This is a genomic window from Parabacteroides sp. AF18-52 (assembly GCF_003479145.1).
GTDB classification, from domain to species: Bacteria; Bacteroidota; Bacteroidia; order Bacteroidales; family Tannerellaceae; genus Parabacteroides; species Parabacteroides faecis.
In genome coordinates this window covers 1-25,143 of the sequence record NZ_QUGR01000020.1, presented here as the reverse complement: position 1 = coordinate 25,143, position 25,143 = coordinate 1, and the positions used below count along the sequence as shown (strand labels likewise).

Here is a 25,143-nt window from a genome sequence, read left to right as displayed (position 1 = left end):
CAGCGGATGCTCCGGGCGCTCCGTCTTTCACCGTAGCAGCGAAGCCGGTGCAGCCTTGAACTTTTGGTTACTTTTCTTTCAAGAGAAAAGTAACATTCATTTCTGATAAATTACCAATCGGAGTAGTTCCTATATCAGGTATCTCTTTAAAAATAAGCCGGAGATAAGCATTTTCCTTTCTTTATTCCGTATATTTGAAAACGAATCAAAAAGAGCGGTATGGAGAATTATTATCTTTCACTTGTATATCTCTGTTGCGCGTGGCTTGTTTCTTCCTGCAACGTCTCCACTTCCCGCAAGCAGACAGACTTAATGACGAAAGACAGTATTTGTGAGACTCCGGCTCACAATATGTCATCCAGGAAAGTCCCTGCCCAGAAAGTACCGATGCGGTTATTGGAAAAGCTGGCAGAACTTTACGGGGATGAACCTCCCGGATTTACCGGTTTTTCAGTCACCAATAAGAACTGTCCTGATTTTATTTGCGGCGTATATGTGAACGAATCCAATAGGTTGGTGGTCCAGATTAAAGGCGATTCTATTGTGGCACATAAACGGTTGGAAGATGTGTTGGATTCGAAAGACTTTCTCATTGAAACCGATGCTATATATACCCAAAAAGAACTGATAGCACTTAAAGAACAACTACTTGACAGACAAATATTATTGGGTGATTTACCCCTTCTCTGGAATGTGTCTTATACTAAAATGAGAACGCATGATATTGAAATATGCCTGATTGTCAATACTCCGGAGGAGCAAAAAAAGTTTCGTGAGCAAGTTATGGACTCTCCGGCTTTCTGTTTTACCGGACCGGAAATCCCCGATGGAAATACAGTGGTGGGAGTGAGTGATACGATGGGGATTGTTCTTCGTCCGGAGTATCCTGTCTATTCAACGGTAACAAAAGAAATCCGGTTTATCTTGTATAATAGTAGCAGGCATATGGTTCATTGCGACAGATATTATTTTATTACCTGTGAGGATGAAGAAGGCGTATGGCATCAATTATCCGGGAATCATTATGCTTTTTTAGATGTTGCTAACGGGGTGGGGAGCGGTGAATATACAGAGTTTTCTGCCGGTCTTAATCTGGATATATATAAGAATCGTGCGGGGTGTTACCGTTTTTTCTTTCATGTAATTCCCGGAGATGTGGGGTTTGCAACAAAAGTACTGATGATGGCTGAATTTCGCCTTTCGGATGATAAGGAGGAACTAAACCGAATAACTAAAAATCCTATGCCCGAAAGCTTCCTGGGAGGTTTGTCTGAACAGGAATTTCGTAAACAGGAAAAGCATATGCTGGAAACAACCGTATTCACAGTCGTAGAACAGATGCCCGAGTTTTCAGAAGGAGGACAAAAAGCCCTGTTAGCTTTTATAGCAGATAACATCCCGGAAAATATAACCGGAGAAGGACGTGCAACAGTCTCTTTTACTGTAGAAAAGGATGGCTCGTTGAGCGATATCAGGGTTGTTCGTTCTTCTTCGTACAAAGAACTCGATGACGAAGCAATCCGTATCATCCGGAAAATGCCGAAATGGATACCAGGTAAACACCGTGGAAAGACTGTCAGAGTAAAATATACCATTCCGGTCACTTTCCGTAAGAAGCAGGAGAGTAATAATCAATAAATCAGATGAAGTGTGGAAAATCGACTTCTTTTATCAGTATGTATCGGTGGCCTGTTGTTTACTTTCGCCTGCAACATCTCCACTTCTCGTAAATCGGCGGACACGATGCCGAAAGACAGTATTAGTGAGACTCCGGCTCATAATATGTCAGGTCGGGAAGTCCCTGCCCAGGAAGTTCCGATGCGGTTATTGGAAAAGCTGGGTGAACTCTATGGAGATAATCCTCCCGGAGTTGTCGGCTTTTCGGTCGAGAGCAAGAAGTGTCCCGATTTTATCGGTGGCATCTATATTGATGATCGGGATACGTTGGTTTTCCAAATCAGGGGTGACTCTGCCACTGTCCGTAAACAACTGGAAGAGATATTGGGATCGAAGGAGTTCATTGTCGAACCAGGTTTGACCTATACTCAAAAAGAACTTTTAGCAATTAACGAGAAACTGACTGAACGATGGAGGCAACTTGAAAGAACTCCTGTGATGCGTAATGTGATAAGTACAGGGGTTGGAACACATGCTATCGAGATATGTCTGATTGTCAATACTCCTGAGAAACAAAAGGAATTCCGTGAGAATGTGATGGACTCCCCGGCTTTCCGTTTTACCGGCCCGGAGGTGCCCCCCGTAAATACAACAGAAGGAGTGAATGATATAAAAGGTGTTGCTCTTCGTCCTGAATACACTGTTTATTCAACGGAAACCAAGCAGGTAAAATTTATCTTATACAATCATAGCGGAGGTCCTGTTTATTGCGGTGCACATTATTACATCACCTATGAAGACGACAAAGGTGTCTGGCGCAAACTGCCTATCAATGATTTTGCAGTCGATATCCTTTATAGTGTAGAAAATGGAGACTGTTGGGAGTTCTCTGCTTCCCTTTACCCCGATGTGTATCCGAACCATACCGGACGTTATCGTTTTTTCTATGATGTTACCATCGGAGATATGCAGGTTGGTGACAAACTGTTGATGATGGCAGAATTTCGCTTGTCGGATAGCAAACAGGAACTGGTACAGGCTGCCAAGACACCTGTTCCCGAAACGGTTCTGGGCGGTTTATCTGAACAGGAATATCGTGAAAAGGAGGAACATTTATTTGCAACGCGGGTATTCACTGTCGTAGAACAAATGCCCGAATTTCCGGATGGCGGTCATTCCGGTCTTTTAAAATTCATTGAGGATAATATCTCGAAGAACATAACAAAAGAAGGACGTGTGGCTGTTTCGTTTGTCGTGGAAAGAAACGGTTCGCTAAGTGACATTCAGGTCATTCGTTCTTCTTCATATAAAGAACTCGATGACGAAGCAATCCGTATTGTTCGGAAAATGCCGAAATGGATACCTGGCAGGCAGCGCGGTAAACCGGTAAAAGTAAAATATACCGTTCCGGTAGATTTCCATAAAGGAGAAAATAACTAACAGAAATGAGATGGCAGGTATTGAATTTCCTGCCTCTTTTTTAATAAGTGAGAAGTACGCCTTCTCTTATCTTTTTTCGCTATATTTGGAAGCTGTATAACGTCTAATAGGAGGGTCTGTTTATGCGAATCATAGGATTTCTATTCGTGTACCTGTTTTCGTTGACCGATTTGGGTGCACAGGTAAAAGACCGGTATCTTGAACTCACTCATGATACTCTTTCTGCCGAAATGGTTGGTACTAACTTCCTGCGTACGACATTTTCTTCCGTTCCGCAGGCTTTCTTTATGAATAAGGATTGCATGAACGATTGTAAAGCCTGGGAAATAGAACAGTTGGACGATATCTATCGGCTCAAAGCGGTTAAGGGCCATAATCTTTTTCATTATTCTACAGACGAATTATCAGCTAAAACGATGGAAGCATTGGCTGACCGGGAGTTATATGACCTGCTTTCGAATCTGTTCCGCCGTGCCTTCCTGCTGGCAGAAGATGCAGACGGATATAGTCTCGGCCTGGATGGGTATACCTGTTATTTCGCTTCTACGGATACTTGTGGAAAAGTGAGCGTCGGTTTGAAATGGGCACCTGAGGTCGGTTCTTTGTGCCGCGAATTGACCGACCTGGGAGATTCTGTTTACAGCCGGATTGTCAGGAATGAGACTGATTGGGCTTTGACGAAGCAGGCTGCTGCCGCCCTTTTGGAGAAATTGGAAAAAGAACCTGTCGATACTGTCCGTAATCCGGTTTATCGCGGCATCTGGCAGCTGGGATTACAACAGAAGAATCCGGTGGAGTTAAGTGAGGAACCTCAATTCCCCGGTTTTGTAGATATTGAAGCGTATTTTTATGATAAGATGGAGTATCCGGCAGATATGTTAAAAGCAAACAGGGGTGGTTACGCCGTTTGCCAGTTTACGATAGACACAATGGGAATGGTAAAAGATGTTTTTACGCTGGACAGTAGTGAGCCAGCCTGTGAAAAAGAGGTAAAGCGTCTGATAAATACAATGTCGCATTGGCTTCCGGCCTATGATAAAGCCGGCAAACGGGTGGAATGTATGTACGCTGTTTATGTCTCGTTCCGTCCGCAACGTTATTATACCCGGCAGAAAATACGCGAAGCATGGGATAAACAGAAAGAACAGCTGTTTGTCAATTATGAATCGGTAGCTGAGTTTCCAGGCGGTAGTGCTGCCTGTTTAGAGTTTATCAGGAAACATGTACAATATCCTTCTTCGTATATCGGTTCGAATAAGAATGTGAGGGTTACTTGTACATATACTATAAATACGTATGGAGAGTTGAAGGATTTTGAAGTTATTCGCAGTAGTAATATTCCTGAATTTGATGAAGAGGCTTTGCGGGTACTTCGGCTTATGCCGCGTTGGAAACCGGCAGCCGGTTGCTATCAGCAACCTCGTTTTATAGAATGCAGATATACTATTCCTGTTATATTTACAGACCCAGGGAAATAAGAATCGTTATCGGTATGTTTTTTAAAGGAGGAGGAAGATAATCTCTAACATCCCCTGCATCTGCCTTGCTATTGCGGATCTTATGTTTACTGTCGTTTGTGAACCGGCTTCGCTCAAACAGGTCAGCGAGTTCACAGACGACAGTGGAATTTATCGGTTCATTACTCGATATTCTTACGAATCTTAGTCAGATACTCCTTCATCGCTTCGGAATCTTTATCTTTGATGATATCTTGCAGGATATTCAATTCCTCCTGTATCCGGGAAATCTGTTTCGGAGTACGCGGATTGAAGAGAATTTCTGTCAATAGATAATCATCTTCAGACAGCAATCCGCGTGCAATCTTCATGTGACGTTTGAACGTTGTACCCGGTGCATCCTGATGTTTCATGATGGCGGCAAATACCATGGTCGAAGCAAACGGTATACCTAAAGAATAAGCAACCACCTTATCATGTTCCTCAAACGTATATTCACGTATATTCAGGCGAAGGCTGGAATAGATATCTTTGAAGAAGATCTTTCCCAAATGGTCACCTTCCGATATGATGATCGTATTTTCCTTTTCCAGATTTCCCAGATTGGCAAAAGTCGGACCGAACATCGGGTGAGTGGAGACATACGGGAATCCGCAGGTTTCGTAGAACTCTTTCAGATGCGTCTTCACGGAAGCGATATCTGAAATAATACAATACGGTTGCAGATAAGGAAGAACGGTTTTGAACGCGTCGATCGTATAATTCAACGTAACGCAGTTGATAACCAGTTCGGGAGCAAAGTCTGCCACCTCTTCCGGCTTTTGTAACCGTACAGCATTGTAGATGAAACGCATGCGCTTCGGATCATTTTCCAATACAGCTACTTCGTGGTCAAAACTCAGTAAATCGGTGAAGAAAGAGCCCATCTTTCCGGCACCTAATATTAATATCTTCATTTCTTATTCTTTTTGTTTTCATTTTGCGTCGTGATGTGACGTAACGTTACATCACGATGCAAGCAGACGTTTCTTATTCATTCATGATGATCATCTGCTGACGAACAGACTCTTCGTGTATCTCTTTCAATATTTCCTTTACAAACTCAACATTCAGCTCCATTGTCTGTCCCATGTCCGAACGTTTTTCCAGTATTTCGCTGTAACGCGGTGACTGCAGGATGGGCATGTTGTGTTCCTTCTTATACACACCGATCTCACGGGAGATACGCATACGTTTAGCCAGCAACTCGAGCAATTGTTCGTCGATACCGTCGATCTGGCGGCGCAGTTCGGCCAGGTTTTCCGTTGTCTGTGTCTCGTTACGGATAACCAGCAGGTTGACAACATAATCCAGCACATCCGGAGTGATTTGCTGTGAAGCATCGCTCCATGCACAATCCGGACACGGATGAGATTCGATCATCAGACCGTCGAAGCTCAGGTCCATAGCCTGCTGTGAAAGCGGAGCGATCAGTTCGCGTTTACCACCGATATGGCTAGGATCGCAGAAGATCGGCAGGTTCGGCATGCGGCGGCGCAGTTCGATAGGAATATGCCACAGTGGCAGGTTACGGTACATCTTCTTGTCATACGAGCTGAATCCGCGGTGGATAGCTCCCAGTTTGTGGATACCGGCTCCGTACAGACGTTCGAATGCACCGATCCACAATTCCAGGTCCGGGTTTACCGGGTTCTTGATCAGGACAGGAATATCTACTCCTTTCAACGCATCGGCAATCTCCTGTACGGCGAATGGATTGACGGTTGTACGGGCGCCGATCCACAAGATATCGATCCCTGCTTTCAAAGCTTCGAATACGTGGTCTTTCGTTGCCACTTCGGTAGCGACATACATGCCTGTCTCTTTTTTCACACGTTTCAGCCATTGTAATCCGACTGCACCGATACCTTCGAATCCTCCCGGTTTTGTACGTGGTTTCCAGATTCCTGCACGGAATATTTTAACGCCTTTCGATGCAAGCTGTTGAGCTGCCTCCATTACTTGTTCTTCTGTTTCGGCGCTACACGGTCCCGAAATGATGATGGGACGCTGAGGGTCCACACCGGGTAATAAGATTGATTCTAATTCCATTTCCATGATTGTATACTTTTATTTGTTTATTTCTAATTGTTTGATTCTGTTTAATGCTTCCTGTAATGCTTCATTCTTGCAGCAAAGGGAGATGCGGATATAACGTTCGCCACAGCTGCCGAAAATAAATCCGGGAGTGATAAAGACATTGGCCTCGTACAACACTTTGTTTGCCAGCGCTTCGCTGCCTTCAGCTTCGGCCGGAATCTTTCCCCAAAGGAACATGCCTACCTGGTTTTCATCATACGTACATCCTATAGCATGCATGATCTGTCCGGCCAGGTCGCGGCGACTGCGATAAGTACGGTTCATATTGTCGTACCATTCTTTCGGAGCTTTCAGGGCTTCCACCGCAGCATGCTGCATCGGTTTGAACTGGCCCGAGTCGATATTGCTCTTAACCTTCAGTATCCATTGAACGAACTGTGCATTTGAAGCCAGCATAGCCATACGCCATCCGGGCATGTTGTGCGCCTTGCTCATCGAATTCATTTCGATGCAGATGTCTTTTGCTCCCGGTACACTGAGGATACTTAGCGGATGCTCGTTCAGGATAAAACTGTACGGATTGTCATTGCATATAATAATCCCGTGTTTGCGTCCGAAAGCAACCAGCTTTTCAAAAAGCTCCATGCTAGCATTGGCTCCGGTCGGCATATTGGGGTAATTCACCCACATCAGCTTCACATTGGAAAGATCGCTCTTTTCCAGTGCATCGAAATCCGGCTGCCATCCCAATTCCTCTTTCAGTTCATAGGGGATCAGGTTTGCCTGTACCAGCTTGCTTACCGAACTGTAGGTCGGATAGCCCGGGTTGGGAACCAATACGCCGTCGCCCGGATTCAGGAAAGCCAGTGAGATATGCAGGATACCTTCTTTGGATCCGATCAGCGGCTGGATCTCCGTCTTCGGGTCCAACTCCACACCATACCAGGTCTTGTACCAGTCTGCGAAACCTTTACGTAATTCCGGAATACCTACATACGGCTGATAACCATGCTCATTGGCATTATGGGCATGTTCGCACAATGTCTCGATCGTCTGTTCCGAAGGAGGCAGGTCGGGACTACCTACGCCCAGGCTGATTACATTTTTGCCTGCGGCATTCATTTCGGCTACCTCTTTCAGTTTCTTCGAGAAGTAGTATTCCTGTACGCTGCCGACGCGGTCGGCAGGTGTGATATTACACACTTTGTTTTCCTTCTGCATATTCACCTAAAATTTTTAAGTCCTTTGTTAATGGTATGATCGCATCCAATGCTTGTTTGTATCTGGTATAATCAGTAAATGTCAGGTCGATATAGAACAAATATTCCCATTCGCGTCCGATGATCGGGAGCGATTGTATTTTAGAAAGATTCATGTCGTAAAAAGAGAGGATGGAGAGCACTTTGGAAAGACTACCGGAGGTATGGGGGAGAGCGAATACCAGTGAGGATTTGTTGATGTCTGCCTTTTCAAGCATGTCTTCAGCCGTCCATCGGTCTGCCAGGGCAAGGAAGCGGGTGAAGTTTCGTTTGTTTGTCTCGATCCCTTCGGCAAGGATTTCCATGTTGTATATTTGAGCAGCCAGCTTACCGCAGACGGCGGCGTGTCCTTTCAGGTTATTCTCGGAAATCCAGCGGGCGCTCATGGCGGTATCTTCTTTTTCCACCATCTTCACGTTCGGCAGGGTATCGAGGAAGTCGGTACATTGCATCAGTGCGATCGGGTGGGAGTTGACTTCCGTTATTTCGTGTATCGTCGTACCCGGCAGTGCAACCAGCGAATGCGAAATACGCAGTTTGTATTCACCGATCACCCGCAGACCGCTTTCACGTATCAGTTCATGATTCTGCAGCAGGCTTCCGGCAATCGTATTCTCGATGGCCATCAGACCCAATATCGTGGAGTCTTTCTTGATGGTCGTGATTACATCTCTGAATGTATTGCATCCAACAATCTCAATTTCTCCACCTTCATAGAAGCTACGGGCTGCGATGTCGTGATACGAACCGGCTATTCCCTGAATTGCTACTCTCTTTTTCATCTTTCTGTCTTAAAGTCATAAAAAAAGTCCCACCGTAACCGGCAGGACTTCATATTATTATTGATACATATTATCTATCATCAACGCTTTACATATAAATTCCTGCCTTCACTTTGCTAAAGTAAAAGTAATAAAAGAAATATGTAAAGCTAAATCGATTCATTTGTCTCGTTTGTTTTTAAATACGCAGCAAAAGTAACGCTTTTTTGGAAACTACAAGCGAAAAGTGATATTTTTTTTGTGTTACCCTATAAAAATAATGTTCAGACTACTTTTAATCCGGCTTGCAGTGTCAACATTTCTTTCGGAACGGACTTTTTAATGCTCTCGATCAGCATGCCTGCGATCGTATGGCGGATAAAATCCTTGCGGGTGATCCAGACGATTTCGCGTGCCGGTTTAGGGATCGCAAAAGGACGTACCAGTGCTTTTTGTTCCTCGCTGAGTTGCAGAGTTGCCAGTTCCGGTATGAAAGTGACGCCATTTCCGCTTTCTACCATTCGCATGAATGTTTCCAGGCTTCCCAGGCGGTAGGCAGCCTGACGCAGTTTTACTTTCTCCATCTGGCAGAAGCGCATCAACTGGTCGCGGAAACAATGTCCTTCATCCAGCAGCCAGAGATGTTCGTCACTGATGTCTGCGGTACGGATCAGATCCTTTTTGAAGACCGGATCGTTCTTGGCAACATACCCGAAAAATTGCTCATAATATAATGTATCGCCTTGCAACTGGTTTTCCGACGGTTGGTTGGCAATGATAGCAGCATCGATCTCTCCGTTCAGTATGGCTGCCATGGTCGGAGCCGTTTTCATTTCCAGGATACGGATATCCAGTTCCGGATGTTTTTCCGACAACTGCTGGAAGAAACGGGGAAGCAGATACGGCGCGATGGTCGGGAGTACTGCCAGGCGGAATGTACCTTTCAGCGACTGTTCTTCTTCATTAACGATATCTTTGATCAGGGAAGCCTGATAAAGAACCGTACGTGCCTGGTCAATTACCTTGCGTCCGGCTGGAGTAGGGCAGACCGGCTGCATATTACGATCGAATAGTTTGATCCCTAGTTCGTCTTCCAGTTTCTGGATCATCATACTGAGGGTAGGCTGTGTCACTCTGCAATGTTCTGCCGCTTTGGCAAAATGGCGGTATGTGTCTACCGCAAGGATGTACTCAAGTTGCTGTATATTCATTGTCTTTCAATTCTCATGATATTAATCCTTACGAAAATCAATTACAAAGATATAAAAATTCTGTTATGTAGCGTATTACTTTAAATCTTTGTATAAGGTGAAATTGTTTTGATAGATTTTATCTATTAGTATATAGTAATTATCTGTTTGACAGATGTTTATATCTAGTGTATCTTTGCAGTATAGAAAAACAAAAACGTATAACATATAAAAATTAAGAATTATGAAAACATTAGATTATTTGCATTTAGATGCATCAGCAGCAAACAAAGTAGTAGAAGCATTACAGCAGTTATTGGCCGATTACCAGGTATTCTATACAAACCTGCGCGGATTTCATTGGAACATTAAAGGACATGGTTTCTTCGTACTTCACAGTAAATTTGAAGAAATGTATGACGATGCAGCCGAAAAGGTAGACGAACTGGCAGAACGTATCTTGATGTTGGGTGGTGTACCTGTAAACAAATTCAGTGAATATCTGAAAGTGGCAAGAGTAAAAGAAGTATCAGGTGTTTCTTGTGGCGATGAGGCTTTGGAAAATGTCCTGAACACTTACGGACAGTTTATTGCGGAAGAACGTAAACTTCTTTCCCTTGCATCGGAAGCAGGAGATGAAGCTACAGTTGCACTGATGAGCGATTATCTGAAAGAACAGGAAAAATTGGTTTGGATGTTAGTAGCTTATTCTACTTGCGACTGCAAGAAGTAATGAGAAATAAGTATAAGTATTAATAATTCATTCGTTGCGTTAGGAAAGAGGTTACCGTGAGGTAGCCTCTTTTTTTTGTGTAGGGTAGATAAAATTTTATGCAGCGTCTGATATGTAAAATGTGAGGTCTGTTTTCATAGTGAAAAGCCTGTCATTGAATCGGATTTTAATAACTCCAAAATTGCTTCTTCTTACAATTTTAAACCTGTGATTGAAATATTTATTTTATTGTGTAACAGCTATATATAAGGAAAAATAAGAGCTGTGGGCTATTTCTTGAATAATGAGTAATGGCTAGATTAAACGATCGTTTTTTTTAGTCACCGCAAAAGTATGCATAAAAAATTGAATAAACAAAATTAAAAAATCATCACCCCTTGTGAAACATGCCATAATGCAAAATTGGAAGTTTAAAATTAACATTTTATCGATACATGAAAATGACTAAAAAAAACGATCGTTTTTGCTAGTCATTTTCGTCGTTACGATTTGTGACTGACGAACTTTTTTGTGCCCTAAAAACAATGAAAAATGGCTAGTATTATGTTGATTATCACAGGGGTGATAATTTCGATCCTACTTTCTTCTTTTATTATACCGCGGATATTGGTTGTAGCTTTCCGGAAGCGGTTATTTGACATTCCTGACGAAAGAAAAGTCCATCAGGGCATTATTCCTCGTTTAGGAGGTCTCTCTTTTGCTCCCTCTATTCTCTTTACATTATCCTTTACAACGGGGCTTCGTTACCTTATCGGTTACGAGATTCCGGAGGAGATGTTGTGCTTTATCATACCGGAATTTTATTTTTTGGTCTGTGGGTTAACATTACTGTTCCTTGCCGGGATAAAAGATGATCTGGTGGGGTTACGTTATCGTTCGAAGTTTGTTATACAGATTATAGCAGCCGCCATGATCCCTTTATCCGGTTTATGGATAAACAATCTGTATGGCATCTTGGGGATTCATGAATTAACTCCCTGGCTCGGAATACCATTGACTATTTTATTGATTGTGTTTATATGTAATGCGATCAACCTGATTGATGGTATCGATGGCCTGGCTTCAGGTTTGAGTTGTGTATCGTTGATCATTCTAGGTTGCTTGTATATTCATAATCATTTATGGATGTATGCTATGCTTGCATTTGCTTCGTTCGGAGTGCTAGTCCCTTTTTTCTATTATAATGTATTTGGCAAAGTCGAACGATGCCGGAAAATCTTTATGGGGGATACCGGTAGCCTGACATTAGGTTATATCCTATCTTTCTTAATTATCCGTTATTCTGTTTGTGCTCCTGATATTATACCTTACTCGGATGGGGCAATCATTGTTGCATTTTCAACAATAATTATCCCTATGTTCGATGTGATGAGGGTTATGTTTGTACGTTGGCGCAGCCATAAGGGGATATTTGTTGCCGATAAGAATCATATTCATCATAAATTATTGGATATGGGGTTAACGCAGTGGCAAGCGATGTTATTTATATTGATTATGGCTTGCTTATTTAGCGGTGTGAATATTTGTTTGATATCATATATTGACAACAATATTCTGATAGGATTTGATATTCTTGTTTGGACAGGCCTTAATCTATGGTTTGACAGGATACGGAAAAAACATCTGGCAGAAAAGTCTACTTAATGTAGACTTTTAGGAATATCGTTGGATTTTGAAATATTGTAAGAATAAGAATAAATAAGTTTTTTATAAACAGAAAAATTATGAAAGCATGTTTTATGGGGTTGGGATATATTGGACTTCCCACAGCTATCATTGCAGCAAAGCATGGAATAAATGTTTTAGGTGTCGATATCAATCCGGGTGTGGTGGAAATGACAAACCAAGGTAAACTTCATATTATTGAACCAGGGATGGAAGAGTATTTGCAAGAAGTTGTAAATGCAGGATTGTTGAAAGCTTCTACCACACCTGAAATCAGCGATGCTTATTTTATGGTTGTGCCCACTCCGTTCAAAGGTAATCACGAACCGGATATTTCTTATGTGGAAGCAGCCACCCGCTCCGTTCTTCCTTATTTGAAGGAAGGAGATTTATATGTAATAGAGTCAACATCTCCGGTGGGAACTACTGAAAAGATGCAAAGTCTGATTTTTTCAGAGCGGCCGGAATTGAAAGATAAAATATATATCGCCTATTGTCCGGAACGGGTTTTACCGGGAAATGTCATTTATGAATTAGTCCACAACGATCGTGTGATTGGAGGAATCAATGAAGAATCGACGGAAAAGGCCATTCAATTTTATGGTCGGTTTGTACAGGGAACCTTGCATAAGACGAATAGTAAAACGGCAGAAATGTGTAAATTGACGGAAAATTCATCCCGTGATGTGCAGATCGCTTTCGCCAACGAACTTTCACTCATCTGCGACAAAGCCGGTATCAATGTATGGGAACTGATCGAATTAGCCAACAAGCATCCGCGTGTCAATATTCTGCAGCCTGGAGCGGGAGTAGGAGGGCATTGTATTGCTGTAGACCCTTATTTCATCACAGCCGAATTTCCGTACGAGTCGCAATTGATATCCAAAGCACGAGAAATCAATAATTACAAATCCTTCTGGTGTGCCGAAAAGGTACAGAATGCCATATTAAGGTTTGAATTAGAGCATCACCGCAAACCGGTTGTTGCTATGATGGGACTTGCTTTTAAACCTAATATTGACGATTTGCGTGAATCTCCGGCTAAATATATTACAACCAAAGTGATGCAAGCCTGTAATAATGCGGATATTCTGATTGTTGAGCCAAATGTGAAAGAGCACAAAGTGTTTAAACTGACCGATTATAAAGAAGCCTATGAGAAGGCGGATATTGTGGTGTTTTTAACGGCACATGAGCCATTTAAAGAATTACCTTATACAAAAGGTAAGGTTATATTAGATTTTTGTGGTATTTATAAAAGGTAATTATCTGAATATTTTATTTAGCCAAAACAGATTTAGCTTAAGTATAATATAGAACTTCCAATACGAGAATGGACCAACTTAAAGCTGGAGCTTTACTTTCTTATGTGGTTTTAGGGTTGAATACTTTAATAGGATTGCTCTATACGCCATTTATGTTGCGTATGCTAGGACAATCTGAGTTTGGGCTCTACTCATTGGCAGCTTCTGTAATTGCTTATTTAACTGTTTTGGATTTAGGTTTTGGTAATGCGATCGTCCGCTATACCGCCAAATATCGTGCAGAAGGTAAACAAGAAGAACAATATGAAATGTTCGGTATGTTTTTTCTGCTGTATCTGTTTATTAGTGCGTTAGCATTTATCTTAGGTGTACTGTTAGTGGCTAATGTAGATTGTTTGTTTGATACCCATATGACGGTAGATGAGATGGGGAAAATGCGGTTGATGTTGCTGTTGATGGCGTTCAATTTGGCGTTTACATTTCCTATGAGTATTTGGGGAGCTATTATTACAGCCTATGAAAATTTTGTATTCCAAAAAATTATAAACATTGCCCGTATTCTTCTGAATCCAATTGTAATGATCGTTTTGCTTTTGTTTGGCTATAAGGCTGTGGCAATGGTAGTCGTGACAACCTTTTTTAATGTAGCCACTTTAGTAATCAATTGGATTTACTGTAAGAGAAAGCTACATGTCCGTTTACGCTTTACCCATTTTAAATGGGGCTTTTTGAAAGAAGTGTCTATTTATTCTTTCTGGATATTTTTGAATGCTATAATGGACCGGATCTATTGGAGTACAGGACAGTTTGTTTTAGGTATTTTTCAGGGTGCAGCGGTGGTTGCCGTTTATGCAGTAGCCATACAATTGCATAATCTATATATTATGTTTTCTACAGCTATTTCCGGTTTGTTTTTACCTAAAGTAACGGCGATGGTGACACGGAATGAGGATAGTAAAGTAATTTCTGATTTATTTATCAGAACTGGACGCATTCAATTTATTGTAATAGCTTTTGTATTAGCTGGTTTTATAATATTTGGTCGTCAATTTATTCAACTTTGGGCAGGCGAAGGGTATGAAAATGCTTATTGGATTTCTCTGTTATTTTTTATACCCTTAACGGTTCCATTAATTCAAAATCTTGGAATTACGATTTTACAGGCTCGTAATGAAATGAAGTTTAGATCTATTTTATATGTGATCATAGCTATCGCTAGTTTGGGACTATCTATTCCAATGGCAAAAAGTTATGGTGGCATAGGTTGTGCTTTTGCAACGGCTTTAGCCCTTACGGCAGGACAAGTTGTGGTAATGAATATTTATTATCAAAGAAAACAAGGTATAGATATTATAAAATTTTGGAAAGAGATAGGAAAAATGTCAATTATTCCTCTTATTGTAACATTGTTTTCTCTCTTGCTTATATGGAAAATGAATATTGACATATCAAATATTACTCGTTTAGCCGGTGGTATTGTTTTATTTTCTTTATTCTATCTTCCTCTTTCTTGGTTTGGAGCTATGAATGCTTCAGAACGTTCGCTGTTTAGTGGCATATTCCTGAAATTGATAAAGAGATAATGTATGATTAAGATAGATAGTAAGGAAAAGTGCTGTGGTTGCTGGGCTTGTGTACAACGCTGTCCAAAGCATTGTATTACAATGGTAGAGGATGATGAAGGTTTTCTTTATCCCAATGTGGACTCTTCGCTTTGTATTGATTGTTGTTTATGTGAAAAAGTTTGCCCTGTAATTAATCAGGGGGAACCAAGAATACCGAAAGTGGTTTATGCTGCAAAGAATTTGAATGAAGAGGTTCGTATGGCTAGTTCTTCCGGGGGAATTTTTACGTTGTTAGCAGAAGAAGTAATAGCTAAGGGTGGTGTTGTTTTTGGTGCCAGATTCAATGAAGAGTGGGATGTAATCCATGATTATGTAGAAACGATAGAAGGTTTATCTGCTTTTCGGGGTTCTAAATATGTACAAAGTAGAGTGGGTAAATGTTATTCACAGGTAGAAGAGTTTTTGAAGAAAGATCGTAAGGTTCTATTTTCTGGTACTCCTTGTCAGATTGCGGGTTTGAAACGTTTCCTCAGGAAAGAATATGATAATCTCTTGATGGTGGATTTCGTTTGTCATGGCGTTCCGAGTCCGGGTGTATGGCGAGAATATCTGAAGGAGGAAACCGCACGCCAGTGCGGTGGAAAAAAATTAATTTTGTCTCACCCTATATCAAATGGCAGAGACGCTCGCATTGAGAGCATCTCGTTTAGAAACAAATGCCTAGGTTGGAAAAAATTCAGTTTTGTTCTCACTATCTCTGTGTCCAATAGACACGGAGAAAAAAAAATAGTTTTGCTTTCAGAACCTTTAAACAAGAATATTTTCCTGCGAGGCTTCTTGGCAGATTTGTATTTACGTCCGAGTTGTCATGCTTGTCCGGCGAAGAGTTTGAAGAGTGGAAGTGATATTACGATTGGGGATTTTTGGGGAATACAAAATGTGATGCCTGAGATAGATGACAATAAAGGCGTGAGCGTGGTGATGGTGAGTACGGAGAAAGGAAAGGAAATCTGGGGAGAAATTGCAACTATTAACTATGAGGTTACTTTTGATGATGTGGTTGCTGCAAATTCAGCCTTGATTCGTTCCGTGAACCTTAATCGATATCGGAATATGTTTTATGGAAACCGGATGAATACGATAGAAATGCGGGTGGCAAGTTTGACAAGTATTTCCTTTTGCCAACGTTGCCATAGGTTGTTGTCTGTGATTTTGCTAAGGTTGGGACTTCTTGATAGATTGAAGGATAAATAGAAAAAATATCATGAAGATTGGTATAATTACACAACCGTTAGGTTTCAATTATGGAGGATTGCTGCAAAATTATGCGTTACAAACCGTATTACGCCGTATAGGGCATGAGGTCGTTACCATGGATCAACCGAATTGCCAGATCGGATTGTTTCAGTTGTTAGCCTCTGCAGTTAAGACTTTTTTACTGAAATTGATTGGAAAAGGAAAGGGACGATGTTATCCGTTTGTGGCGAAACCAAGTCAAATAAAGCACATTGCAAGGTATACCGATTCTTTTATTGACAAATATCTAGTGCATTCTACGAAGATGATTGATGCTAATGAGTCTGCCTGTTATGTGCGAGAAAATCATATAGAGGCATTCGTGGTGGGTAGTGATCAAGTGTGGCGGCCTAAGTATAACGTGGACATATACCATTCATTTCTTGATTTTACCAGAGGGATGGATGTGCGGAGAGTAGCGTATGCGGCTTCTTTTGGTGTGGATACGTGGGAGTATTCTTCCCGGGAAACAGATTGTTGCAGGCAATTAGTCCAAACTTTTCAAGCTGTATCGGTACGTGAGGAGTCTGGTGTAACGCTATGTTCAAAATACTTGGGCGTGAAGGCTATCCCTGTACTTGATCCGACCATGCTTCTTGACAAAGAAGATTACGAGTTTTTAGTGGAACAGGAGAATGAATCTTCATGTGATGGAAATATGCTTTGTTACATATTGGATAAGAATGAAACGAAGAATCGGATAGTAAATGAGGTGGCGGAATACTTACATTTATCTCCTTTCACTGTAATGCCGATTCAACCTTTGAATGGAGAGACGATGAAAAATATCAATCAATGTGTGTTCCCTCCGGTGACCAAATGGCTGAGGGGATTTATGGATGCCAGTTTCGTTGTGTGTGATAGTTTTCATGGCGCAGTGTTCAGTATAATTTTTAATAAACCTTTCTTGGTGATAGCTAATCAGGGGCGTGGGATGGCTCGTTTTTATTCCTTATTACGTATGTATGGTCTAGAGGGTCGATTAGTTACTGATGATATGGATCTCTCCTTGCTTGAGAAGCCTATCGATTGGATCGTTGTGAATAGAAAAAGAGAGGAGATGAAAGATATCTCTTTGGCTTTTTTACGGGAAAATTTGAAATAGATTAGTTATTATGCTTGAAAATCCTAAAGTGTCAGTCATAGTTCCTGTCTATAAGGCAGAAGCTTATTTATATCGTTGTGTGGATAGTCTGTTGGTGCAGACCTTCACTAATTTTGAGATATTACTGATAGATGATGGTAGTCCAGACCGTAGTGGAGAAATCTGCGATGAATACGCAAGAAAGGATACTCGTGTACGGGTATTCCATAAGGAGAATGGTGGCGTATCGAGTGCCCGCAATCTCGGTTTGAAGTATGCACAGGGTGAATGGATAGCCTTTGTGGATAGCGATGATTGGGTGGAATCGGACTTCTTGGAAGTCTTCCGCTTACTGTCTGTCGATGTGGATATGATTCATTGCGGGTTGCAGTTGGAACAGAAGCCGAAAAAGTTTGTTCGTTACTCCATATTTCGTCATAGACAGCAAATCAAGCCCAGCGAACTGCTTAATCCGGTATATTTCTCTTCGTGTAGTGTCTCTTATTTTTATAAGCGAAGTTTGATAAACAATTTAGGATTAAAATTTTGTGATGTCATTAAATATTCTGAAGACAGACAATTCATCATTAAGTATCTGTCCTCTTGTAGTAATAATGTATTACTGATAGATAATCAAGCTTATCGCTATTGTTTGAACGCTGGCTCTGCTGTGCATTCCAAAAGGAGCTATACACGATGTTTAGACGATTTAGTGGTATTACAATCATTGAAGGGGTTATCTTTAGCTACTACAACTCCCTTTGTGTTTCGTCTATTTGTAAAGGGATTTATCCTAGCCTATTGTATTTATTGCGATAAGAGTAAACCTGATTTCCATGTAGCAATAAACGATTTAATACGCTATTCTGAAGGTTATTCGCATGAATACTTGTTGTTTCAATCTTTTGTAAAGCACCCTATGTTGACAGTTCGCGCCTTTAAATGTTATTGGTGGATTCGAACGATTTATCATAAAATGAAGTAGAAAATATGATTACAAGCTTTTTGGTATATCCTTTTATGATTTTTTCGATGTTCATGCTTTTCAGAGTTCCAGTAAACTGCTATAATGGTGGATTATTGAAAGCACGAACAAATATGATGTATTGGCTTCATGTTGCTATTGGCATTTTCATCTTTATCTTCTTTACCGGGGTAAGATGGGATGTTGGTATTGATCAATTATCATATTGGCAAATTTATAATACTCTATCTTTGACTGATACCTTTATAAGGGATGATATGGAGATAGGTTTTGTTGGATTTATGAAGTTACTTTCTGAATTAGGATTACCTTCAACGGTGTTTTTTGCAATTGTGGGATTAATACAATTGTGCTGCACTTTGACGATTTTTAGGAGAGAAAAATTTGTGATTTCATTCTTTTGTATAGGGCTTGTATGCGGTGGGATTTTCTTTTCTTGGTGCAATGGTCTAAGACAACAACTTGTATTGTCTGTTTTTTTATGTATTTGTTCTTTCTTCTTATTGGAGAAGAAAGTCATTCCTACTCTTATTTCCATATTTTTGTTAACGTTCTTTCATCGTAGTGCAGCTTTTTTATTTGCGCTTATACCTTTAATATGGATTGATTTTGAAACGTTTTTTATTAAAAGAAAGTGGCAATATTTAATACTGTTTACAGCTTTGATTTTATCACAATTTTCTGTATGGGAGAACCTATTTAATTATTTGGATAAATTCTTGACATTTGTAGAGTACGACGATAGATACAACTCTGAAGTATTGATGAGAGTAGGCTCTAGAACAATGAATTTCGGAGCAAGAAGGATCATATTTTTGCTCTTTGATATTCTAATTGTTTTCTATTCAAATAAAATGCGCCATTTTTATCCATCTAAGAACTATGGCTTTGTTCATGCTTTGTTTTTGGTTTTAATATTTATACAACCATTGTTTATAAATAGTTTGGCTTTCTCTAGATTTGTAGATTACTTCGTGATTTATCGAGTAATAATGTTGGCTTATCTAATGTATTATTTATTTTATGTTCATTCATCCTTGATGGGATGGGTGATTATTTTATTATTGGCTTGTCATCTTTCCATACAAATAATAGTTGATAAAGGCTATCATAGTGATTGTGTAAGGTATGAATTTGTTTGGAATAGATAAAATTTTAGCGCTCTTTGAAATATGATACAACAAAGTGACAGGATTTTAACTATTGGTCCCGATCCGAAAGCAAAGGGTGGTATGGCTTCTGTGATAGCTTTTTTGGCTCCGATGTATGAACCGTTCCACTTGATTGTTACTTATAAGGAAATATCGAAAATTGGTAAAGTACTTTTGTTTGTGAACGCTGTCCTGAAAACATTTTATTATTGTGTGTTTAGACAAATAGACGTTATACATATCCACACTGCTAATTATATTGACTTTTATCGAAATTCAGTATTGATGTATATTGGTAAATTGTTTAATAAGAGAGTGTTATTGCATATTCATGGTAGCTTGTTCAATGAGTTCTATAGCACTCATCCCTGCTTTGTGGCATCGGTGTGTAGGTCAGCTGATGCTTTGGTAACAGTGTCATCTACTTTTGTAAAGATGTTACGACGATATGGGTTGAATGAACATATATATTATTTGCCCAATTGTGTGGAATTACCTGAGTTATACCGTACAGAGCAACATCACAACAAACTGCGTCTTGTATTTGTGGGGCGAATAAACGAGGTGAAAGGTATATACGATGTGTTAGAGTGTCTACATAAGTATAAGGAACAGCTTCAAGATAAAGTTGAACTACATATTGGTGGTATAGGTGATGAGGAACGATTTTTAAAGATGATGACTGATTATGATCTCTCATCCATGATAGTACAACACGGTTGGGTAGTTGGAAAAGAAAAAGAAGATTTATTTTGTTCGTCGGATGTTTTTATTCATCCCTCACACTTTGAGTCTTTTGGCATAGCTATATTGGAAGCTATGTCCTATGGACTACCTGTTATCACAACATTAATAGGAGGTATTCCCGATTTTTTTGAGGATAAGAAGAGTGGGGTTGCTGTTACTCCCGGCAATGTAGACGAAATTTACGAAGCAATTCTTTTATTTCTGAATGATCGTTCCTGTATCTCTCGAATGGGAAAGTATGGAAGAGAGGAGGCTAAAAGATTTACTCCCCTACAAATAGAACAACATCTGCAAAATATTTATATAAAATTATTTATATGAAGTCGAAAATAGTTGTTTTGATTTATTTGTTATCAATTTGTTTTTATGCAAATTCTCAAATTGGAGAAAAAAAAAATCATGATAAATTTATTTATGCAGCTTATTGTGCTGGCTATACAATTTTGAATGAATCTTATGTGGATAAACTTGATTTCTCTCTTTTTAATTATTATTATCTGATGGCTTTGCCTGTATTTAATCCTAAAGATTTTGATATGACTGGTGATAGTATAACTAAAAAGTATGTTCAAAATTTTGATTATTTATCAGAAAGAAAGGGTATTCGATTTGCCGAAAACTTTATTGATTCTGTTCATGGTACTGGAGGAAAGGTTTTGTTATCTATGAACGCAAAGAATTTTGTAGATCTTGTGAAAACAAACACGCGATGTGATAATTTAGTAGTAATGTTAGTTGCTTTCATTAAAAAATATAACTATGATGGTTTTGATCTGGACTGGGAACAAGCATTGAATATAGAAAAGCATTATTTGTTTTTGAAAAAGATGAAGGAGGCCTTGGATCGCTATTCAGATAAAAAATATTTTATAACTACTGCTTTACCTTCATCAATTTCTTATTCTCAACCGTTGGCTGATTCATTGAGTAGAATCGTTGATTGGATTAATTTAATGACTTATGACTTAGGAGGTGGAAACTGGAAAGTAACACCCTCTTTTAATACACCAATGACTAAGATTGAGCAAAACCTTGAGAAATGGAATGTGTTTTCTCCTCATAAGTTATGCATAGGACTTGCTTCTTATGGTTATAAATATACAAATTTACAACTGGGGGAACGTATCAAATCAATTTCTGAGATTCGTAAACATAGTTCATATATCACTTATCCTGCTATTATTGATTCTCTAAAAATAGGCTGGAGAGAAGAATGGAATAACAAAGAGCATATACCTTATTATTTATCTTCTGATGGTAAGAGTTTTATTACAGCAGATAATCCTCGCTCCATTGAATATAAACTACAATGGGCTATTGATAGGGGATATAGAGGCTTTTTTTGGTGGGAACTTTATCATGATTTTAAACTTGCAACCCCATCAGATAGATATGGTAAATTATTATTGAAGGATTCTATTTACGATTATTTGAAGAAAATAGCACACTAGGATCAGATTGTTGCTGTTAATGTTTTTATTTTATGACAATCTGATAAAATATATTAAATAAATATTTTATGCAAAGTCATTTAGTTGTTTTGAACGGAGTAAACATCCATCCATTCCCTTCCGTTCAGCATTTATTGGATTATGTCGACCAAACTAAAGGTCTACTTGTCGCTATTAATGCCGAAAAGATCCTCCATGCAACAGATCAGATGCGTGCTATTATTAATCGAAATATCGGATACTGCGATGGTGCAGGACCGATGTTAGCATTGAGACGCCATGGATATGATGATGTAATCAAAATACCCGGTTGTGAGCTGTGGTTGAAAATAATCGAAGCGACTTATAAACAAAAAACGTTTTACCTGGTAGGAGGGAAACAGGAAGTAATAGAAGAGACCGTCAGTAAATTAAACAATGATTATCCGGGTATTCACATCGTTAATTTCCGGAACGGATACATCAAAACCGATGAAGAGCGACAATCTTTGATTGCTGATGTGACAGAGAAAAAGCCTGATGTCGTTTTTGTCGCAATGGGTTCACCCAAGCAAGAATTGCTGATGGAGGAAATGTTTAGTAAACATCCGGCTATCTATCAGGGATTGGGAGGTAGTTTCGATGTGTATACAGGAAGAGTGAAACGTGCTCCTAAATGGTGGGTGGAACATAATCTTGAATTTGCTTATAGATTGATAAACCAACCGTCCCGTATCAAGCGGCAGATACATTTAGTCCGCTTTCTGTTTCTTGTCTGGATTGGAAAAATATAATTTGTGAACATGAAAACAATAATGCTCGTCTTCGGGACCCGTCCCGAAGCAATTAAAATGGCTCCCTTGGTGAAGGAGTTTGAGAAGTATCCAGAACAGTTTAAAACAGTGGTTTGTGTGACTGGTCAACATCGCGAAATGCTGGATCAGGTGCTTCATCTTTTTGAAATCCATCCGGATTATGATTTGAATATCATGAAGCAAGGACAGGATTTATATGATGTGACTGCCCGTGTCCTTACCGGCATGCGGGATGTACTCAAAGAAGTACAACCGGATCTCGTCCTGGTACATGGCGATACGACTACTTCGACGGCTTCTGCTTTGGCTGCTTTCTATCAGCAGATACCGGTGGGGCATGTTGAAGCGGGGCTTAGGACACATAACATGTATAGTCCCTGGCCGGAAGAGATGAACCGTTTGATAACGGGGAGGATTGCTACGTATCATTTTTCTCCGACTCAATTAAGCTGTCAAAATTTGTTGGATGAAGGTGTGAAGCAGAAGTCTATTCTTATCACAGGAAACACTGTGATCGATGCTTTATATCTGGTAGTCGATAAAATTAAAGGAAATGAAGAGTTACAAAAGGCATTGACGGAAGAATTAAAAACTACCGGATATGAAATCAGGGATCGTCGCCTTGTTCTTATTACCGGACACCGCCGCGAGAATTTTGGAGAGGGTTTCATTCAAATGTGTAAAGCTATCAAGGCATTGGCGGAGAAGTATCCGGAAACGGATTTTGTTTATCCGATGCATCTGAATCCGAACGTGCGTAAACCGATTCATGAGGTTTTCGGAAATTCGGATTTGCAGAATATGTTTTTCATTGAACCGTTGGAATACTTGCCGTTTGTTTACCTGATGGAAAAATCGACCATTGTGCTTACCGATAGCGGTGGAATACAAGAAGAGGCTCCGGGATTAGGTAAACCGGTATTGGTTATGCGTGATACAACCGAACGTCCTGAGGCTCTGGAAGCAGGAACGGTTAAATTGGTGGGGACAGATTATGATAAGATTGTACATGAAGTTTCCGCTTTGCTGGATGATAAAGGATATTATGATAAAATGAGTAAAGCTGTGAACCCTTATGGAGATGGTAAGGCTTGTGAAAGAATTGTTCATTTTGCAATGACAATTTGTTTCATAAATACATAGTTACTATCATTTGTGATATGAAGCAAACGCGAGAATACATATTATCTGAAATAAAAAAGACTTTACAAACGGTAGCACCGAATGCAAAGGCTATGCTGTTTGGTTCTAGGGCGAGGAATGATGCCCGCGAAGATTCAGATTGGGATATTTTAATTTTGATCGAAAAAGATAAGATTAGGAACGAGGATTTTGATTCTACTGATCCGTGAGATATCCCGGTCGCTTTGTTGCAGCGAATCATGCGTCGGTAGTTTTCTTTGTAACTCATGCGGTAAATAATTTGTACAGACCACCGATCAGTCTCGCAGCCATCAGACTGTAACCGGCAATATCTATGGGTTCTTTTCCAGAAGGCGTTGGGACGTCCGTAGGCGGTGATACTGAAGAAATTGTTATGTTCCTTTGCAGTGTACTTTCTCCCCAGCCGGTTTCGATGGCCGATTGGGCAGGATAACAACCGGATTGATTCAGAAACATTCCCCCGCCTTTTGGGCGGGAGAGTGGTATAGTTTGATAAATTCCTGTTTTAACATGACGGATGATTGATACGTTACTATTCGATTTCCGGACGGTCCGAACCACCTCCTGTAGGCGGAGTGACGGTTTACAGAAGTTACCCAAGCGGCCCATCTGGATCACATCGCCTTCTTCCAGGCGTTCTTCCATGACGGAAAGAAGACCTTCGATGACGAGCATCACATCACCGATAAAAGCGGTGCTTCGAACGGCAATCAGATCGCAAAGCTTATTGAAATCGAGTTTCTTCAATGAACGGACCTGTGCATAAAATAATTTGGAACCGGCGGCAGCGTCTTTACGCATGTCGGGACGTTTTACTAAGTGGAAACTTAAAGCCATAATTTATTAATTGATAATTGATAATTGAAAATTACTGGTTGGTTATTGATAACATGACAAAGATAAGGTGCAGGAAAAGCGGCTGTAACATGAAATGGCGTTACCGATTATAAAGAGTTTAATAAGGGAGAATAAATATACAAATAGCATGTGTAAACTTTGATTTTCATTTCTTTATATGGCATTTATTTCTTATCTTAGAGGTAATTAATACACATGGAAATGGAAGACGAAAAATTTAAAATCCGCAGTTACGGATGGACGGAACTGGCACTTTGTTATAATCCGAATCTGCATCCGAACTCTGCATCACGTTTACTGCACCGCTGGGTGGTGAGAAACGAAAAGCTGGTCAAAACATTGAAAACTGCCGGGTTCTGCGAACGTCAACGGAAACTGACACCGAAACAGGTCGGGGTGATTGTTGATTTTTTAGGGGAACCGTGATTGAATTGAAAATGGAGAATTGAAGATTGAAAATTTGAAAGTCCCTTATTTTAGATGCGAAAGATATATGTCTTGAAGATGAAATAAGGGACTTTTAAAGGTGAAAGATATATGCTTCAAGGAAAAGGAGATCGGTTTAGTTAGCATAGAATGTTG

The 25,143-nt window shown here is 40.1% G+C and carries 23 protein-coding genes; 17 read left to right on the top strand and 6 right to left on the bottom strand.

Annotated elements, in window-relative coordinates; all coding sequences use genetic code 11:
• Positions 1 to 219 precede the first annotated feature (219 nt).
• The 3 genes from DWX23_RS21500 to DWX23_RS21490 all read left to right on the top strand — a co-directional run bounded on the left by DWX23_RS21500 (position 220) and on the right by DWX23_RS21490 (position 4,535).
• Positions 220 to 1,638 carry an energy transducer TonB gene (locus DWX23_RS21500; protein WP_122375993.1) on the top strand — a complete coding sequence of 473 codons (1,419 nt, stop codon included), beginning with the start codon at positions 220 to 222 and terminating at the stop codon, positions 1,636 to 1,638.
• Positions 1,639 to 1,650: 12 nt separating this feature from the next.
• On the top strand, positions 1,651 to 3,057 hold the full coding sequence (locus DWX23_RS21495) for an energy transducer TonB (protein WP_122375992.1): 1,407 nt from the start codon (positions 1,651 to 1,653) through the stop codon (positions 3,055 to 3,057).
• Positions 3,058 to 3,179: 122 nt separating this feature from the next.
• On the top strand, positions 3,180 to 4,535 hold the full coding sequence (locus DWX23_RS21490; protein ID WP_122375991.1) for a TonB family protein: 1,356 nt from the start codon (positions 3,180 to 3,182) through the stop codon (positions 4,533 to 4,535).
• 161 nt (positions 4,536 to 4,696) lie between these two features.
• Here the strand turns inward: DWX23_RS21490 and DWX23_RS21485 are convergent, their stop codons facing one another.
• From DWX23_RS21485 to DWX23_RS21465, 5 genes are all read right to left on the bottom strand, one after another.
• On the bottom strand, positions 4,697 to 5,470 hold the full coding sequence (locus DWX23_RS21485; protein ID WP_122375990.1) for a prephenate dehydrogenase/arogenate dehydrogenase family protein: 774 nt from the start codon (positions 5,468 to 5,470) through the stop codon (positions 4,697 to 4,699).
• 73 nt (positions 5,471 to 5,543) lie between these two features.
• Positions 5,544 to 6,611, bottom strand: a complete 1,068-nt coding sequence (locus DWX23_RS21480) for a bifunctional 3-deoxy-7-phosphoheptulonate synthase/chorismate mutase type II (RefSeq protein WP_183671854.1) — start codon at positions 6,609 to 6,611, stop codon at positions 5,544 to 5,546.
• Between the two features lie 12 nt (positions 6,612 to 6,623).
• Positions 6,624 to 7,814 carry a pyridoxal phosphate-dependent aminotransferase gene (locus tag DWX23_RS21475; RefSeq protein WP_122375989.1) on the bottom strand — a complete coding sequence of 397 codons (1,191 nt, stop codon included), beginning with the start codon at positions 7,812 to 7,814 and terminating at the stop codon, positions 6,624 to 6,626.
• Complete coding sequence (locus DWX23_RS21470; protein ID WP_122356547.1) at positions 7,789 to 8,634, bottom strand: prephenate dehydratase; 846 nt, start codon at positions 8,632 to 8,634, stop codon at positions 7,789 to 7,791. The genes DWX23_RS21475 and DWX23_RS21470 overlap by 26 nt, the downstream gene beginning before the upstream one ends.
• Positions 8,635 to 8,897: 263 nt before the next feature.
• Positions 8,898 to 9,824 carry a hydrogen peroxide-inducible genes activator gene (locus DWX23_RS21465; RefSeq protein WP_122356545.1) on the bottom strand — a complete coding sequence of 309 codons (927 nt, stop codon included), beginning with the start codon at positions 9,822 to 9,824 and terminating at the stop codon, positions 8,898 to 8,900.
• A 223-nt stretch (positions 9,825 to 10,047) separates the two neighbouring features.
• Between DWX23_RS21465 and DWX23_RS21460 the strand changes: the two genes are divergently transcribed.
• The 13 genes from DWX23_RS21460 (at position 10,048) to DWX23_RS21400 (ending at position 23,891) form a co-directional block, all read left to right on the top strand.
• The gene (locus tag DWX23_RS21460) at positions 10,048 to 10,536 is read left to right on the top strand and encodes a Dps family protein (RefSeq protein ID WP_122356543.1); all 489 of its coding nucleotides are present in this window, start codon (positions 10,048 to 10,050) and stop codon (positions 10,534 to 10,536) included.
• A 531-nt stretch (positions 10,537 to 11,067) separates the two neighbouring features.
• Entirely contained in the window at positions 11,068 to 12,180 is a 1,113-nt protein-coding gene (locus DWX23_RS21455) for an MraY family glycosyltransferase (RefSeq protein ID WP_122375988.1), read from the top strand.
• 80 nt (positions 12,181 to 12,260) lie between these two features.
• On the top strand, positions 12,261 to 13,466 hold the full coding sequence (wecC, locus tag DWX23_RS21450; RefSeq protein ID WP_122375987.1) for a UDP-N-acetyl-D-mannosamine dehydrogenase: 1,206 nt from the start codon (positions 12,261 to 12,263) through the stop codon (positions 13,464 to 13,466).
• Positions 13,467 to 13,534: 68 nt separating this feature from the next.
• On the top strand, positions 13,535 to 15,049 hold the full coding sequence (locus DWX23_RS21445; RefSeq protein ID WP_122375986.1) for an oligosaccharide flippase family protein: 1,515 nt from the start codon (positions 13,535 to 13,537) through the stop codon (positions 15,047 to 15,049).
• A gap of 3 nt (positions 15,050 to 15,052) precedes the next feature.
• Positions 15,053 to 16,285 carry a Coenzyme F420 hydrogenase/dehydrogenase, beta subunit C-terminal domain gene (locus DWX23_RS21440; RefSeq protein ID WP_122375985.1) on the top strand — a complete coding sequence of 411 codons (1,233 nt, stop codon included), beginning with the start codon at positions 15,053 to 15,055 and terminating at the stop codon, positions 16,283 to 16,285.
• 10 nt (positions 16,286 to 16,295) lie between these two features.
• Positions 16,296 to 17,432 carry a polysaccharide pyruvyl transferase family protein gene (locus DWX23_RS21435; RefSeq protein ID WP_122375984.1) on the top strand — a complete coding sequence of 379 codons (1,137 nt, stop codon included), beginning with the start codon at positions 16,296 to 16,298 and terminating at the stop codon, positions 17,430 to 17,432.
• Positions 17,433 to 17,460: 28 nt separating this feature from the next.
• Entirely contained in the window at positions 17,461 to 18,396 is a 936-nt protein-coding gene (locus tag DWX23_RS21430) for a glycosyltransferase family 2 protein (RefSeq protein ID WP_370450114.1), read from the top strand.
• Positions 18,397 to 18,401: 5 nt separating this feature from the next.
• Positions 18,402 to 19,547, top strand: coding sequence for an EpsG family protein (locus DWX23_RS21425; protein WP_122375982.1), 1,146 nt, complete (start codon positions 18,402 to 18,404; stop codon positions 19,545 to 19,547).
• A gap of 21 nt (positions 19,548 to 19,568) precedes the next feature.
• Positions 19,569 to 20,615, top strand: coding sequence for a glycosyltransferase family 4 protein (locus DWX23_RS21420; RefSeq protein WP_122375981.1), 1,047 nt, complete (start codon positions 19,569 to 19,571; stop codon positions 20,613 to 20,615).
• On the top strand, positions 20,612 to 21,745 hold the full coding sequence (locus DWX23_RS21415; protein ID WP_122375980.1) for a glycoside hydrolase family 18 protein: 1,134 nt from the start codon (positions 20,612 to 20,614) through the stop codon (positions 21,743 to 21,745). Before DWX23_RS21420 ends, DWX23_RS21415 begins: the two co-directional genes overlap by 4 nt.
• Positions 21,746 to 21,813: 68 nt before the next feature.
• Complete coding sequence (locus DWX23_RS21410) at positions 21,814 to 22,518, top strand: WecB/TagA/CpsF family glycosyltransferase (RefSeq protein WP_122375979.1); 705 nt, start codon at positions 21,814 to 21,816, stop codon at positions 22,516 to 22,518.
• Between the two features lie 9 nt (positions 22,519 to 22,527).
• A complete protein-coding gene (gene wecB, locus DWX23_RS21405; RefSeq protein ID WP_122375978.1) occupies positions 22,528 to 23,682 on the top strand; it encodes a non-hydrolyzing UDP-N-acetylglucosamine 2-epimerase in 1,155 nt (384 codons plus the stop codon).
• A gap of 17 nt (positions 23,683 to 23,699) precedes the next feature.
• Positions 23,700 to 23,891, top strand: a complete 192-nt coding sequence (locus DWX23_RS21400; protein WP_122376038.1) for a nucleotidyltransferase domain-containing protein — start codon at positions 23,700 to 23,702, stop codon at positions 23,889 to 23,891.
• Between the two features lie 55 nt (positions 23,892 to 23,946).
• Here the strand turns inward: DWX23_RS21400 and DWX23_RS25215 are convergent, their stop codons facing one another.
• Positions 23,947 to 24,540 carry a hypothetical protein gene (locus DWX23_RS25215; protein ID WP_233587732.1) on the bottom strand — a complete coding sequence of 198 codons (594 nt, stop codon included), beginning with the start codon at positions 24,538 to 24,540 and terminating at the stop codon, positions 23,947 to 23,949.
• Positions 24,541 to 24,762: 222 nt separating this feature from the next.
• Between DWX23_RS25215 and DWX23_RS21380 the strand changes: the two genes are divergently transcribed.
• The gene (locus DWX23_RS21380; protein WP_122357380.1) at positions 24,763 to 24,987 is read left to right on the top strand and encodes a DUF4248 domain-containing protein; all 225 of its coding nucleotides are present in this window, start codon (positions 24,763 to 24,765) and stop codon (positions 24,985 to 24,987) included.
• The last annotated feature ends 156 nt before the right edge of the window (positions 24,988 to 25,143 follow it).

What these genes read in the sequence shown, in the direction of transcription:
- DWX23_RS21500 (WP_122375993.1), top strand. Translation starts at nt 220, where the DNA reads ATGGAGAATTATTATCTTTCACTTGTATATCTCTGTTGCGCGTGGCTT.
- DWX23_RS21490 (WP_122375991.1), top strand. Translation starts at nt 3,180, where the DNA reads ATGCGAATCATAGGATTTCTATTCGTGTACCTGTTTTCGTTGACCGAT.
- DWX23_RS21485 (WP_122375990.1), bottom strand. Translation starts at nt 5,470, where the DNA reads ATGAAGATATTAATATTAGGTGCCGGAAAGATGGGCTCTTTCTTCACC.
- DWX23_RS21480 (WP_183671854.1), bottom strand. Translation starts at nt 6,611, where the DNA reads ATGGAAATGGAATTAGAATCAATCTTATTACCCGGTGTGGACCCTCAG.
- DWX23_RS21475 (WP_122375989.1), bottom strand. Translation starts at nt 7,814, where the DNA reads ATGCAGAAGGAAAACAAAGTGTGTAATATCACACCTGCCGACCGCGTC.
- DWX23_RS21470 (WP_122356547.1), bottom strand. Translation starts at nt 8,634, where the DNA reads ATGAAAAAGAGAGTAGCAATTCAGGGAATAGCCGGTTCGTATCACGAC.
- DWX23_RS21465 (WP_122356545.1), bottom strand. Translation starts at nt 9,824, where the DNA reads ATGAATATACAGCAACTTGAGTACATCCTTGCGGTAGACACATACCGC.
- DWX23_RS21460 (WP_122356543.1), top strand. Translation starts at nt 10,048, where the DNA reads ATGAAAACATTAGATTATTTGCATTTAGATGCATCAGCAGCAAACAAA.
- DWX23_RS21455 (WP_122375988.1), top strand. Translation starts at nt 11,068, where the DNA reads ATGGCTAGTATTATGTTGATTATCACAGGGGTGATAATTTCGATCCTA.
- wecC (WP_122375987.1), top strand. Translation starts at nt 12,261, where the DNA reads ATGAAAGCATGTTTTATGGGGTTGGGATATATTGGACTTCCCACAGCT.
- DWX23_RS21445 (WP_122375986.1), top strand. Translation starts at nt 13,535, where the DNA reads ATGGACCAACTTAAAGCTGGAGCTTTACTTTCTTATGTGGTTTTAGGG.
- DWX23_RS21440 (WP_122375985.1), top strand. Translation starts at nt 15,053, where the DNA reads ATGATTAAGATAGATAGTAAGGAAAAGTGCTGTGGTTGCTGGGCTTGT.
- DWX23_RS21435 (WP_122375984.1), top strand. Translation starts at nt 16,296, where the DNA reads ATGAAGATTGGTATAATTACACAACCGTTAGGTTTCAATTATGGAGGA.
- DWX23_RS21425 (WP_122375982.1), top strand. Translation starts at nt 18,402, where the DNA reads ATGATTACAAGCTTTTTGGTATATCCTTTTATGATTTTTTCGATGTTC.
- DWX23_RS21420 (WP_122375981.1), top strand. Translation starts at nt 19,569, where the DNA reads ATGATACAACAAAGTGACAGGATTTTAACTATTGGTCCCGATCCGAAA.
- DWX23_RS21415 (WP_122375980.1), top strand. Translation starts at nt 20,612, where the DNA reads ATGAAGTCGAAAATAGTTGTTTTGATTTATTTGTTATCAATTTGTTTT.
- DWX23_RS21410 (WP_122375979.1), top strand. Translation starts at nt 21,814, where the DNA reads ATGCAAAGTCATTTAGTTGTTTTGAACGGAGTAAACATCCATCCATTC.
- wecB (WP_122375978.1), top strand. Translation starts at nt 22,528, where the DNA reads ATGAAAACAATAATGCTCGTCTTCGGGACCCGTCCCGAAGCAATTAAA.
- DWX23_RS21400 (WP_122376038.1), top strand. Translation starts at nt 23,700, where the DNA reads ATGAAGCAAACGCGAGAATACATATTATCTGAAATAAAAAAGACTTTA.
- DWX23_RS25215 (WP_233587732.1), bottom strand. Translation starts at nt 24,540, where the DNA reads ATGGCTTTAAGTTTCCACTTAGTAAAACGTCCCGACATGCGTAAAGAC.
- DWX23_RS21380 (WP_122357380.1), top strand. Translation starts at nt 24,763, where the DNA reads ATGGAAGACGAAAAATTTAAAATCCGCAGTTACGGATGGACGGAACTG.